This window comes from Lachnoclostridium phocaeense, from assembly GCF_959599685.1.
Lineage (GTDB): Bacteria > Bacillota > Clostridia > Lachnospirales > Lachnospiraceae > Claveliimonas > Claveliimonas monacensis.
Genome location: NZ_CAUGIN010000003.1, coordinates 15180 through 27993 on the forward strand (window position 1 = coordinate 15180; position 12814 = coordinate 27993).

The 12814-nt window shown below is 53.8% G+C and carries 11 protein-coding genes; 7 read left to right on the forward strand and 4 right to left on the reverse strand.

Annotated elements, in window-relative coordinates; all coding sequences use genetic code 11:
- Nucleotides 1-2 precede the first annotated feature (2 nt).
- A complete protein-coding gene (locus tag Q5911_RS01805) occupies nt 3-2267 on the forward strand; it encodes a bifunctional diguanylate cyclase/phosphodiesterase (protein ID WP_303180527.1) in 2265 nt (754 codons plus the stop codon).
- 61 nt (nt 2268-2328) lie between these two features.
- Here the strand turns inward: Q5911_RS01805 and Q5911_RS01810 are convergent, their stop codons facing one another.
- Nucleotides 2329-3672 (reverse strand): uracil-xanthine permease family protein, encoded by a 1344-nt coding sequence (locus Q5911_RS01810; protein ID WP_303180530.1) that lies wholly within the window; start codon nt 3670-3672, stop codon nt 2329-2331.
- A 182-nt stretch (nt 3673-3854) separates the two neighbouring features.
- Between Q5911_RS01810 and Q5911_RS01815 the strand changes: the two genes are divergently transcribed.
- The 4 genes from Q5911_RS01815 to Q5911_RS01830 all read left to right on the forward strand — a co-directional run bounded on the left by Q5911_RS01815 (nt 3855) and on the right by Q5911_RS01830 (nt 7156).
- A complete protein-coding gene (locus Q5911_RS01815) occupies nt 3855-4727 on the forward strand; it encodes a DegV family protein (RefSeq protein WP_303180533.1) in 873 nt (290 codons plus the stop codon).
- Between the two features lie 100 nt (nt 4728-4827).
- A complete protein-coding gene (locus Q5911_RS01820) occupies nt 4828-4959 on the forward strand; it encodes a hypothetical protein (RefSeq protein WP_264176825.1) in 132 nt (43 codons plus the stop codon).
- Between the two features lie 110 nt (nt 4960-5069).
- The gene (locus Q5911_RS01825; RefSeq protein ID WP_303180536.1) at nt 5070-5981 is read left to right on the forward strand and encodes an EamA family transporter; all 912 of its coding nucleotides are present in this window, start codon (nt 5070-5072) and stop codon (nt 5979-5981) included.
- A 50-nt stretch (nt 5982-6031) separates the two neighbouring features.
- Nucleotides 6032-7156 carry a DUF362 domain-containing protein gene (locus tag Q5911_RS01830; protein WP_076780860.1) on the forward strand — a complete coding sequence of 375 codons (1125 nt, stop codon included), beginning with the start codon at nt 6032-6034 and terminating at the stop codon, nt 7154-7156.
- Nucleotides 7157-7216: 60 nt separating this feature from the next.
- Here Q5911_RS01830 and Q5911_RS01835 read toward each other — a convergent pair whose 3' ends face one another.
- Both Q5911_RS01835 and Q5911_RS01840 read right to left on the reverse strand, forming a co-directional pair.
- Nucleotides 7217-8983, reverse strand: coding sequence for a hypothetical protein (locus Q5911_RS01835; RefSeq protein ID WP_303180539.1), 1767 nt, complete (start codon nt 8981-8983; stop codon nt 7217-7219).
- Nucleotides 8984-9006: 23 nt separating this feature from the next.
- Complete coding sequence (locus Q5911_RS01840) at nt 9007-9912, reverse strand: AAA family ATPase (protein ID WP_076777526.1); 906 nt, start codon at nt 9910-9912, stop codon at nt 9007-9009.
- A gap of 208 nt (nt 9913-10120) precedes the next feature.
- Here Q5911_RS01840 and Q5911_RS01845 point away from each other — a divergent pair, with 208 nt between their 5' ends.
- On the forward strand, nt 10121-11596 hold the full coding sequence (locus tag Q5911_RS01845) for a carbon starvation CstA family protein (protein WP_191384213.1): 1476 nt from the start codon (nt 10121-10123) through the stop codon (nt 11594-11596).
- 159 nt (nt 11597-11755) lie between these two features.
- Nucleotides 11756-11956 (forward strand): CrcB family protein, encoded by a 201-nt coding sequence (locus tag Q5911_RS01850; protein WP_331591400.1) that lies wholly within the window; start codon nt 11756-11758, stop codon nt 11954-11956.
- Here the strand turns inward: Q5911_RS01850 and Q5911_RS01855 are convergent.
- The gene (locus Q5911_RS01855) at nt 11895-12776 is read right to left on the reverse strand and encodes a MerR family transcriptional regulator (RefSeq protein WP_303180543.1); all 882 of its coding nucleotides are present in this window, start codon (nt 12774-12776) and stop codon (nt 11895-11897) included. The genes Q5911_RS01850 and Q5911_RS01855 overlap by 62 nt on opposite strands.
- Between the last annotated feature and the right edge of the window lie 38 nt (nt 12777-12814).

Sequence of the window (12814 nt, forward strand, 5' to 3'; positions counted from 1 at the left end):
ACATGAATGAAAGGACTTTAAGAAAACGCCTGAACCGGATGACAGTTGTGGTCATTGCGGTGAGTATTATGATCATTGCAGGGGGAAGTGTAGTGTCCTTCCACCTGCGAGGTATACTGCAAAATGCGCTGACCAGACAGATGGAAAGTAATACTGAACAGTACAAGATTAATATCCAGAGGCAGATCGAGGGGGATCTCCAGACACTGAACACGCTGGCCTGCTTCCTCCAGTTTGGGAAAATGGATACAGATGGATTTATGAGAGGGCTTCTCGCTTCAAAGCAATATACGGAATTTGACCGTATGGGATATTTTGATACCTCCGGGAGGGGGATTAATGTGACGGTGGACTCGATGATCGAAGATGAGCTTTCACTGGAAGACATGGATGAAAATGTGCAGGCTGTGGTGAAGGACGCATGGTGTGGAGAGAATGGGATCTCTAAAATATATCATCCACGGGGCACAGAGAAAAATGTGTTTGCCTATGCGGTCCCGGTATATTCGGGGGAGGAGATTGCGGGGGCTCTTGTTGCCGGAGTAGGTGCGGAGACCTTTGAGGAGCTCCTGCAGGACAGGACAATCCTGAAAGGACAGGGATATATCCATTTGATTTCAGACAACGGCACGATCCTCGTGCGCTCGGAGGACGGAGTGGTCGAGGAGAAAACAGAGAATATTTATGAGGGGGACTATATAGCGCCACAGGAGCAGGAGCGGATCAGGAAGGCTATGGCTGCGGGAGAAGCCTGCGCATCAGAATTCACGTACAGAGACATGACCTATCAGATCCTATTGGAGCCGCTTGAGATAAATGGATGGTATCTGTTCAGCGTACAGATGGCACAGAGCGTGAACAGCAGCATCTATCAGTTTATGACAAGCATGAGGAGTCTGACCGTGGCTGTTCTGCTGGCTCTCCTGCTGTTCATTTTCTATGGCTACCGGCAGATATACCGGAGTAACCACAGACTGATCCGAAGTGCCTGGTATGACCCTGTGACAGGCGCCTGCAATATGGCGAGGTTCGAGCAGGATGCCTCGGAGATCATCGAAGGAACTCAGGAATACAGTCTGATAGCCATGAATGTGCGCCAGTTCAAGTTCTTCAATGAGATTTTTGGGAGCCGGAAAGGGGACCAGCTGCTGTGCCGCATTAAAGAAGCAATAGAGTCTCATATAAAGGACGGAGAATATTTCTGCCGGAGCACAGATGACTTGTTCTACATCCTCCTCCGGGATACGGACAGGAAAGTGATACGTGGAAGACTGGAAGAGATGACAGCCGAGATAAGCGGGTACGTAGTGAGCAATAACGGCAGCTATCAGATCATGCTTTACTGTGGTGGGGTGATCGGAACAGATGTAAAGGATGAGGAGCCCTCTGTGCAGAAAAGCATGACTCATGTGAAATTTGCTTTAAATACTGCCAGACAGTCATTAAAGAAGAGCATATGGTTTTACGACACCAGACTCCACGAGGACGAGATACTGGAAAACTACGTGGAGAGCCACATGGCGACAGCCCTGGAAAGGGAAGAGTTCCACATGTATCTTCAGCCCAAGGTGGATCTGGGCACGGGAAAGGTCTGTGGTGCGGAGGCGCTGGTGAGGTGGATCCCGGAGGACGGGAAGATGATCTATCCCGGCCAGTTTATTCCCGTATTTGAGAGCAATGGCTTCTGCGCCGAGCTGGACATGTATATGGTAGAGAAGGTATGTGCGCAGATCCGGTCCTGGATCGAACAGGGCAAGAAGCCGCTGCCCCTGTCTGTCAATCAGTCAAAGCTTCTGTTTTATGAGGCGGATTATATTGACAAGCTGAAGGCGCTTCTGGAAAAGTACCGAGTTCCGGCCAGCCTCATTACGCTGGAGATACTGGAGGGGCTGGCTATGGAGAATATCGAGGAGCTGAACGAGAGGATCTTCAGGCTGACCAGGATGGGCTTCCGGATTTCCATGGACGATTTTGGAAGTGGATATTCCTCTCTCAACACGCTGGCCAGCCTGAAGATAAACGAGCTGAAGATAGATCGTGAATTTCTGCTGCGGCTGCAGAATCCGAAGGAGGATTACAGGCGTCAGCTTATCATCATGAATAAGGTGGTGGAGCTGACGAAGGATCTGCAGATACAGACCGTGGTAGAGGGGGTGGAGACAGAGGAGGATGAAGGACTGGTGCGGGAGATGGGCTGTGATCAGGGCCAGGGATACTACTACAGCAGGCCCGTGAGTGCGGAGAAATTCTCGGAGATCTATGTGTGAGAGGAGAAAACGCAGGACAGGAAAAGGAGGACACCTTTTGGGAATCCTCCTTCTCTTTTTACTATTCCTTTTTCTCCTCCTTCGGGAGTATGACATTCAGAAGAATGGCCATCAGCGTGGCAACGACAACCGGTGAGCTTCCGAATACAGTGGTCACCCACCCGGGGAAGGCGGCCAGCGACCCGGAGGCCTGGGTGATGCCCATACCGAGGGCAACGGAGAGCCCCACGATGGAGGTGTTGCGGAAGTTCATCTCCTGCTGGAAGATAAGCTTGATGCCGGTCATGGCGATGGAGGCGAACACGGAGATGGTGGCGCCGCCCAGCACGCACTGCGGGATGGTGGTCAGAAGTCCGGAGAACTTGGGCACAAAGCCGGCGATCATAAGGATGATGGCGGCCAGGCCCAGCACGCACCGGTTGATGACCTTCGTGGTGGTGACGATACCTACGTTCTGGCTGTAGGTGGCTGTGGGCAGTCCTCCCAGGAAGGCGCACAGGATGTTGCTGACGCCGTACATGACGATGCCGCCCTGGAGCTCCTTGTTCTCCGGCATCCGGTTCATGCTGCCGGATGTGGTGGCGGAGAAGTCTCCGATGGCCTGAATGGAGTTGATGGCGAACAGAAGTCCGATGGCCACGCAGGCGGAGGGTTCAAAGCTCATGGAGAAATGCATGGGCTGGGGGAGCTGGAAGAGGCCGGCAGACTGAACGCCGGACAGATCCACAAGTCCGAAGGGGATGGCCAGGATGTAGCCCGCCACGATACCCACAAGGATGGAGGCCAGCTTTAAGAAGCCTTTGGCAAAGTGGTTGAGGCCTGTCACAACGGCCAGCGTGAAGAAGGCAACCAGCCAGTTCTGCCAGGAGCCGTAGGAGTCGCTGGAGGTACCGCCCGCCATGTAGTTGACAGCGGTGGGGTACAGGGAAAGGCCGATGGTGAAGACCACGGTCCCCGTCACAAGGGGCGGGAACAGGATGCGGATCTTCCTTATGCAGAAGCCCACGATGATGGCGATGACGCCGCCCACTACCTGGGCTCCCAGGATGGTGGCGATGTCGTAGGTGCCCGCGATGGCCTGCATGCTGGGCACGTAGGCGAAGCTGATGCCCATGATGACAGGCAGGGCGCTCCCGAGCTGGAAATTCCCAAACTTAATAAACGGAAAAAGCTGGAGCAGTGTGCTGATGGCAGAGCAGAACAGGGCTGCCTGTATGAGGATGACCCTGTCGCTGTCACTGATCCCGGCTACACCTGCAACAATGATGGACGGCGTGACACATCCCACGATCATGGCGACTACGTGCTGGAGAGCCAGGGGCAGGGCCTGGCCGAAGGCCGGCACGCCGTTCAGTTCAAATACAGACGCGTGATTTTTTTTGACAGATGGATTTGGACCAGACATAATTTCCTCCTATGTGATGATAGATTTACCTTTTGTCCCTGTACGTCAGCGCGGACAGGAAACTACCATACTACTTTATCACTAAACAGGCAAATTGCAAAGAAGAAAATCAAATCACTGGTAAATTTACCGGCAATGCGATATAATGGGCAAAGCGGTGTTTCGCAAGGAGGTTTTTTACTATGGCAGATTTTGTGATCACAACAGACTCCAATTCAGACGTGCCGGAAGAGCTCCTGGCACAGTATGGCATCCCTGTTATCCCCCAGTATTATATGTTCGGGGAGACGGTGTACGGGGATGAGATCAAGATGGAGCCGTCGGAATTTTACGAGACCATGAGAAAGGGAGAGCTTCCCAAGTCCATGGCAAACAATCCGGAGGTGATCCGTGAGAAATTCACAGAGATCTTGAAGGAGGGAAAGGATATACTCCACATTGCCTTCTCCAGCGCCCTCAGCGGAAGCTGTCAGAATGTCCAGGTGGCGGCCAGGGACCTGATGGAGGAGTATCCGGAGAGAAAAATCCTCGTTTTCGACTCCCTCAACGCATCCCTGGGGGAGGGGGTGTCTGTCATGGGGGCGGCGCGTCTCAAAGAGGAGGGCTGCTCCATGGAGGAAATCTATGACACGCTGGAAGGTGAGAGGGACCACATCAATGTGTATTTTACAGTGGATGACCTTCATCATCTCCAGAGAGGCGGGCGTGTCTCAAAGACAACGGCTGTGGTGGGCAGCATGATCAACATCAAGCCTCTTCTTACGGTGACATCCACCGGGGAACTGAAGTCTGACGGCACTGTGCGGGGCAGAAAAAAGGCTCTCAAAACCCTTGTGACCAGAATGGAGCAGTGTCTGGACACAGAACATTTCGGAAAGGACCGGCCTGTGGCCATTGTCCACGGTGACTGTATAGACGATGCCCTTGCCGTGCAGGAGCATGTAAAAGAACTTGGATTTGAAAATGTAGTGATCAACGACGTGAGCCCCAGTATCGGCACCCACGCGGGTCCCGGGGTAGTCGGGCTGATCTTTTATGGGAAAACTGTAAAATAAAGAAAGCTTTACTTTGATTTGACAAAGGCTTAATCCTTTTGTGACAAAGATGTGCTACTCTTCTTATAGCAACAATTTTAAGACAGCGAGGTTGATAAAGATGCGTAAAGAGAGAAGAAGCCGCAAGAGGATCAAAGCGGATCTGATGAGATCCTACTATACCATGGAGTCAAAAGTGGACCCCAGGGCAAAGGAAGTTTTCAAAAGAAAACCTTACGCTGCGGTGCACTAGAACAGTTGCCGCAATAGCAGACAGGAAAGCATTCCCATATCAGTCCCCGAAAAAAGGGAGATATGGGAATTTTTCTGTTCTGAAAAAATACAGATGAAGAGGCAGATATTATGACGAACATGGAGCGAAGAGAAGCGCTGCGGGGCATGGCTATCGCCCTGATCGGCGGCATTTTCTGGGGACTGGCAGGCGTCTTCGGGCAGTTTCTATTTGAATACAAGGGGACCAATGCCAGGTGGCTTGTCAGCGTGCGTCTTGTGCTGGCGGGCATCCTGCTTCTGTCCACCGTGGTTGTGAAACAGCGGGCTACATTCTGGAAGATCTGGACAGACAGAAAAGACGCCGTCACTCAGATTCTTTTTGGCATTCTGGGTATGGCGGGGTGTCAGCTTTCCTACTATACGGCGGTGGAACTGTCCAACGCGGGGACTGCCACTGTGCTGCAGTACACAGCGCCTGTTCTGATTCTCGGGTATGAGGCTGTCAGGATGAGGCGACGTCCCAGGGGCTTTGAGATCGCGGCTCTCGTCCTGGCACTGGCAGGGACGTTTCTTCTGGCGACTCACGGAAATCCGGGATCCATGTCCCTTTCCGGAAAGGCCCTTGCCTGGGGACTTATGTCGGCGGTGATGATGGCGGTATACAACCTGCTTCCTGCAAAGCTGATGAAAAAGTACGGGACATTCTGCGTCATAGGCTGGGGAATGCTGGTGGGAGGCATTGTCCTGTCCGCGTTCACTCATCCCTGGTATGTTGTGGGGCACTGGGATCTGGAGGCAGTGGGAGCGATGGCCGTGGTGGTCGTGCTGGGGACTGTGCTGTCCTTTTCCTTCTATATGGAGGGCGTGCGCATGATCGGGGCGGCAAAGGCCAGTCTGCTGGCCTCGGTGGAGCCTGTGACAGCCACCATAGCCTCAGCCCTTATAATGCACGTGATGTTTGCCGGGATGGATGTGCTGGGCATCGTCTGTATCCTGGGAGCCGTGCTGCTTCTGTCTGTGCCGGGTCTTAAAAAGGCCTGACCTTAGCTGAAAAGATATAAATAAAAATGATAAATAAAAAGGAGAAAGACATGGAAAAAGCAAAAGTGTATTTCACGGACCTTCGGGCTCTTCCCGGAACGAACCTTCCCGGAAAGCTCCAGAAACTTATCAGAAAGGCGGGCATCGGGGACATTGATTTCGAGAAGAAAATGACGGCCATCAAGATCCATTTTGGCGAGCCGGGCAATCTGTCCTACCTGCGTCCCAACTATGCCAAGGCTGTGGCGGATGTCATCAAAGAGCTGGGAGGGCGCCCCTTCCTTACAGACTGCAACACGCTGTACGTGGGCAGAAGAAAGGATGCCCTGGAGCATTTGAGTGCAGCCTTTGAGAACGGGTTCAACATGCTCTCCACAGGCTGTCACATCATCATTGCAGACGGTCTGAAAGGAACAGACGAGGCCTATGTACCCGTGAAAGGCGGGGAACTTGTGAAGGAGGCCAAGATCGGCCGGGCCATCATGGACGCGGACGTCTTTATCAGTCTGAACCACTTCAAAGGGCACGAGGCCACCGGATTTGGCGGCGCGCTGAAGAATATCGGTATGGGCTGCGGCAGCCGGGCCGGAAAGATGGAGCAGCACAACAGCGGAAAACCTACCGTGGACCAGGAACATTGCGTGGGCTGCACTGTCTGTTCAAAGAATTGCGCCCACGGCGCCATCTCCTTCCACGAGAAGAAGGCCAGCATTGACCACAGTAAATGTGTGGGCTGCGGACGGTGTCTGGGGGCCTGCAACTTTGACGCTATCTACAATGAAAACAGCTCAGCTGTGAAAGATCTGGACATGAAGATCGCCGAGTACTCCAAGGCGGTGCTGGACGGAAGACCCAGCTTCCACATCAATCTTGTCATCGATGTGTCTCCGTACTGTGACTGCCATGCGGAGAATGATCTTCCCATCCTGCCGGATGTGGGCATGTTCGCAAGCTTTGATCCGGTGGCCCTAGACCAGGCCTGCGCGGACGCCTGCAATGCACAGCAGCCCATCCCGGGCAGCCTTCTTGACGACCGGATGCACGAGCATGATTTCTGCGATCACCACGACCACTTTGTCAACACCACGCCGGAGAGCGAGTGGGAGACCTGCCTGGCTCACGCGGAGAAGATCGGCATCGGCACACGGGAATATGAACTAATTGAAGTAAAATAAAGAGTCTGGAACAAGAGTTTCAGCATGAAAAAAAGCTGGCCATGTCCGGGATCCCATTCCCTAGTGCATGGTCAGCTTTTGTATCTGTCTTTGTATGAGCACGCCGGCGGCCTCGCTGAAGCGCTCCATCTTTTCTATGCGGACAAACTCGGTGCCGAAGATTTCCCTGGCGGCTTTTGTGTCTCCGTCTGTCCCTGTCAGTATCCCGCACACGTGCACGCCCTTTTTGCGGAGAGCACGGACTTCGGCGGCGGTATCCTTCACGCCGGCGCGGCCGGAGTAATCCTGGCTGACAAGCCTTCTGGCGGCCGGATCCGGGGGAATGCGGCGGTCATCGTTGGGGCTGGCGTCCGTCAGAATGATAAGAAGCCGGTTCTTTGCCGGGGAACCCTCCATAAGATGGCCGGCGCCTCGAAGGGCAAGTCCGTCCCTGTTCCAGCCAGCGGCGAAATATCGGAAAATCTGCTCCGCACAGCCTTCGCCTGTCCCGTCATAGTCCACAAACCTCTGCATAACCGTGCATCCCCGGACGCTTAAAAAGGAAAAGACCTGCACCGGGATCCGGTTGAGCTGCAGGCTTCTGGCTATGACGTAGCCCTGGGCGGCGATGATCTCCTGGCTTTCCAGTCTCGACGCGGAGGCATCCAGCATCAGATCCACGGAAAAGTCTGCCTCCGCCTCGTTCAGCGTGTCCATGAAGACCCGGGGATCATGCAGATACAGCCCTCTCCAAATCTGGGAGGGATAGAGCCTTCCGGAGCGGCTGCGGACACGGATGGGCTGGGGGTAGACAAGGAGACAGTTCCGGATCCGCTGGGAAAGCCGGGTGATGCTTCCCTTGTAGAGCCGGTATCCGCCCTGGAAGTGGGCTTTGTTTTTGTGCATCTGCTCCCTGGCGTCCCGGCGCACTTTCTGGATGGCCGGATCCGGAGAGGGGGCAGGGCTCTGCTTTCCGTCTGTAAAATAGAGGTGGGAGTCCGCGTGGGCGCCTGTACAGAGCAGATCTTCCACCAGATGATGCTCTTCATCAGACAGGAGCGGCCTGCCAAAGCATCCTTCAATATAGAGCCGGTCAGCCCTCTGTGCCGCGGGACTGCGGCGCCTGGCATCCAGGCCCCGGCGTCCTTCCGCCACCCGGCCATTTGCGGCGGCGGTTCCGGTCATGAGAAGGGTGTCTGTGCGCACCAGGCGGGAGGGCAGTTTTTTCAGAAGGAACTGGTGCATTTTATTTCGCATTTTCCCGAGAATGGAAAGGCGGCCAGGTCCGGAGGAGAAGCCGGCGTGGAAGAAACGGCGGAATACCTGGATGGTCCTGTCCGCGATCTCCCGGGAGGTCAGGGAACCGTCGTACTGAAGAGCCAGAAAAAGGCTGCGCTCCCAGGGATTGGCAAGGCCCATGTCCTTTCCCAGCACGAGGCGGCACCGGGCAGCCTGCAGCGCGTAGACAAGGCTGTTCTGGGCCATCCACTGCTGACGGGAACGTGTCAGCTCGCAGGCGAAGAATTCTTCTGCGTGACGGCGCCGCAGCTCCGTCAGGACCGGGCGGTCTGCCACCTCCTTTTCGTAGACGCAGTTTTCCAGAGCCACCCACAAAAGGCCGTCCAGCGTCTCGCTGAAAGCGGAGCCGCTGATGCGGTCAAAGAGATCATTCATAATGTCCGGGTCATACCATTTATGCACATATCCGATGATGGAATTCATGTAGAAATCCGGCTCTCCGTCCTGGGTGAAAGCTGTAAAGGCGGGCGTGAAAGAGTAGTCGCCGGCGGCGGTCCAGATAATGTTCAGCGCCCTCCTTTCCGGGCGGGGCAGCTTCTTTGTTTCCATGATATATGTATCCTGCCTTCCTTTTACACTGTGAAGATGGTATCCCTGTCGGCCTTTCTGGAGATCCGGGAGGAGATGATGTCCCGCACAAGAGACTGCTCGTAATCATCGGCAGTTTTGTTTGTGATGCCCATGTCCAGCGCCTGGCAGGGGGCAAGGCCGCCCTCCATCATCCGCAGGGCTCCGGTGAGTCCCCGCAGATCCAGGACTTTCTCCGTCAGCTCCCCGCTTCTGCATTTATCCCTTATATCAATGAACAGGGAAGTGAACTGCTTTACATACTCCGGCTTCATGGATGGAAATTCTTTTTCCAGAAGCCGGGACAGATCCTCCTTTGCAATCTCCGGCATGGCAAGGACCATGAAGCGGGAGGAGAGTGCCTCGTTGAGCTCCCTCGTGCCCGCATATCCGTAGTTCATGGTGGCGATGAAGCGGGAAGCCGGATGTATCCGGATCTTCTGATAGCCGGGGATCTGGATGCTGCGGCGGAAGTCCAGGACAGAGTGGAGCACGGCCAGGGCTTCGTTTCTGGCCATGTTGATCTCGTCCAGCACGCAGAAACCACCCTCCGTGGCAGCTTCGCAGACCGGGCCGGGGCGGAAACTCACCTCCCCGTCTTTAAATGTGTCAGTTCCCAGCATGGAGGCGGCGTCGGCGTTGATATGAAGAGACACATTGTACACCGGGCGGCCGAAAGCGGCGGCCAGATTTTCTGCCAGTACGTTTTTTCCTGTGGCTTTGGCCCCTGCAAGAAGCAGGTTTTCCCCTGCAAGAAGAGCCTGGGCAGCCTGTTCCCAGACTTCTTTTCCGTAATAAAAATAGCGGGGCAGCACAGTGTCGTCTGCCTCCGGTACAAACCTGCGGCGGAATTCTCTGATCCCTTCAATGACCCGCGGATCGATCTGTTCTTCCTCTAAAAATTTCAGCACATTGGTTCCTCGCTTCCTCGTAAAATGACAGATACATTATAGCACCCGGCACGGAAAATGAGAAGATAAGTCAGAATATTGCGAAAAAGATTAAAAAAGATCAAGGTATGTTGATTAAAATAGTTCATTTACATTTGAAATTCACGCTGTTACACTAAAGTGGTGCATAAAAGTGTAACATATGGAATGAGAAAAAGGAGGGAAACATATGGCAACTTTTATTATCGGTCTCGCCATTTTGTTCGTCGGCGCTGCGCTGTACGGCAAATTTTGCGAGCATGTTTTTGGTCCTGATGACAGGAAGACTCCTGCCTACACAAAACAGGACGGTCTTGATTACGTTCCCATGAGAGAGTGGAAGAACAGTCTGATCAACCTGCTGAACATTGCAGGTACTGGTCCTATCCTTGGACCTATCCAGGGTATTCTGTTCGGACCTATCGCGTTTATTACGATTCCTATCGGAAATATTATCGGCGGTGCCATGCACGATTATTTTTCCGGTATGATCTGTCTGCGTGACGGCGGAACACAGATGCCGGATATGATCCGCAGGTACAGCAATAAGGGTGTGTACACGTTCTACCAGATTTTCTGCAGCCTGCTGCTTCTCCTGGTAGGAGCTGTTTTTATCTATACACCTGGCGATATCGCAGCTACACAGGTATTCGGATTTGATGGATCAGCTACATCCGTATCCACATGGGTGATCTACGGTGTGATCTTTGTTTACTATCTGGTGGCTACTGTATTCCCTATTGACAAGATCATTGGACGCATCTACCCGATTTTCGGAGCAATCCTTCTGTTCTCTGCTATCGGTGTGTTTATCGGCCTCTTCGTGAAGGGCTATCCGCTGATCAACCTCTGGGACAGCTGGAACGGCGCGCTTGTATCCTACGGTGACTACTTCAGCGCGAACCACTTTATCCCGATCTTCTTCATCACGGTTGCGTGCGGTATCCTGTCTGGATTCCATTCCACCCAGACAGCCATCATCTCCCGTACAATGAAGAGTGAGCGTCAGGGACGCATGACATTCTACAACATGATGGTCCTGGAGGGCTTCATCGCTATGGTGTGGGCTGCCGGCGCCATGGGTGTCTACAACCTGGGCCTGCAGGCTGCTGACGCGGGACTGGCTACAGCTACCATTGGCGTTGTCTGCAAGGATATCCTTGGACCTGTGGGCGGCGTTATCGCCCTTCTGGGTGTTATCGTGCTTCCCATCACATCCGGCGACACGGCGCTCCGCTCCCTTCGTATGGCGGTTTCTGATGCCCTTCATATTGACCAGAAGAATGTGAAGAAACGTCTGGGACTGGCTGCTGTCATCTTTATCCTTGTGGCTGTGATCCTCGTGTTCGCGAAGAGCAACGCGGAAGGATTCAACATCCTGTGGAGATACTTTGCATGGTCCAACCAGACCCTGTCCCTGTTCGCGTTCATCGCCATCTCTGTCTGGATGTTTGAGAACGGAAAAGCGAGATTTGTCTGGATGCCTCTGATCCCGGGCGCATGGTATGCGTTTGTCACCATCACATACATTGTCAATGCCAAGATTGGCTTCAATGTACCGTGGGGCGCAGCCTACGTGATTGGTATCGTAGCGGCGGCTGTCTATGTGGGCCTCATTCTCTGGTACGGCAAAAAGCGTGCGGCGCGCAAAGCACAGAAAGCGTAAATTCTAACAAAACCATATACACTTTAAGACTTATAAAGGACAGGAACCTGTTTTGGGCCCTGTCCTTTGGTGTGTTATAATGGTATGGTGCGCACTGTAAATACGCATTGTAAAATTGTAAGAAGAGGTTAAAGAATATGCAGATGACAGGTTTTGTTTTTGTGGGACTTGGAGGGGCTGATCCTGTTTCTGAAGACAGGTGTGTGCGGTGGATTTACGACCTTTTCCACCTTTTCCCTGGAGGCCTGGCGGCTTCTGGAGAAGGGTGAGACGGTGCTTTCCGCGCTGTATGTGCTCCTCAGCGTTGTGTTCTGTCTTGCAGGCGTGGCTGCCGGGATGTGGGCTGCTTCCCGGTGGTAAATTCTGCCTGGGTCCGCATGGCTGAAGTGAAAGGCAGAACAACCATAGTCAGATCCAGCGCTGCGTAGAGGAGCAGGCACAGGCCCTGGAGAAGAATGACTGCGGTCATGGACGGGCTGCCGTCCATCTGTGCCAGCGCCCTGTGGATCAGCCAGATCCGGCTCAGCACCATCTGGCCGGCCACGGCAAAGGTAAAGGCGCACAGCAGAAACATCATGGCTGCTTCCGCGGGCATGATCATTCGAAGAAAGACGCCTCTTTCAAGAGCCTTCGACTTGAGCCGGGTTTTCCAGAGTCCCAGAACGACAGTGAGAAAGCACTGTAGAAAGAGAATCGGTGGCGGCAGAGTGAAGGCAGGGCTGTGTGCCGCCTGAAAAATGAGGATGCCCGTGATGACCAGAAAGGAGCACAGGTTGGCAAGGGCGAACAGAAGATTGCCGGATAGAATGCGCTGTATCCGATCCAGTGTGTCCCCAAGAAGGGGACCTTCTACATCCAGATGCGCCAGATCCGCGCCGTTCTTCAGCTTTTGGAGAAGGCGGAGGGACTGCCTTGTCCTGGACAGTTCTTTTTGTTTGCACTGGATTTTTTCTTCCAGAATGGAGGAGGGAGCGCCGCCGCTCAGATAAAGGCGGACTTCGGTGACGGAAAAATCCAGCAGGCGCAGCTTTTTTATGATCAGGAGGCGCTGGATCGTTGCGCTGTCGTAATCTTTATATCCATTTTCTTTTTGGGTCGGGTGGATCAGCCCGTTTTCTTCATAGTACCGGATGGCCTTGCGGGTCAGCCCGGTCCGTTCCTCAGCTTCCTTGATTTTCATGCTGTCATCCTCCGGTTTCATACGTTTCTGTGCTTCCT

Excerpts from the sequence above, each read along its gene's own strand:
- Q5911_RS01805 (WP_303180527.1), top strand. The coding sequence starts at position 3 with ATGAATGAAAGGACTTTAAGAAAACGCCTGAACCGGATGACAGTTGTG.
- Q5911_RS01810 (WP_303180530.1), bottom strand. The coding sequence starts at position 3,672 with ATGTCTGGTCCAAATCCATCTGTCAAAAAAAATCACGCGTCTGTATTT.
- Q5911_RS01815 (WP_303180533.1), top strand. The coding sequence starts at position 3,855 with ATGGCAGATTTTGTGATCACAACAGACTCCAATTCAGACGTGCCGGAA.
- Q5911_RS01820 (WP_264176825.1), top strand. The coding sequence starts at position 4,828 with ATGCGTAAAGAGAGAAGAAGCCGCAAGAGGATCAAAGCGGATCTGATG.
- Q5911_RS01825 (WP_303180536.1), top strand. The coding sequence starts at position 5,070 with ATGACGAACATGGAGCGAAGAGAAGCGCTGCGGGGCATGGCTATCGCC.
- Q5911_RS01830 (WP_076780860.1), top strand. The coding sequence starts at position 6,032 with ATGGAAAAAGCAAAAGTGTATTTCACGGACCTTCGGGCTCTTCCCGGA.
- Q5911_RS01835 (WP_303180539.1), bottom strand. The coding sequence starts at position 8,983 with ATGGAAACAAAGAAGCTGCCCCGCCCGGAAAGGAGGGCGCTGAACATT.
- Q5911_RS01845 (WP_191384213.1), top strand. The coding sequence starts at position 10,121 with ATGGCAACTTTTATTATCGGTCTCGCCATTTTGTTCGTCGGCGCTGCG.
- Q5911_RS01855 (WP_303180543.1), bottom strand. The coding sequence starts at position 12,776 with ATGAAAATCAAGGAAGCTGAGGAACGGACCGGGCTGACCCGCAAGGCC.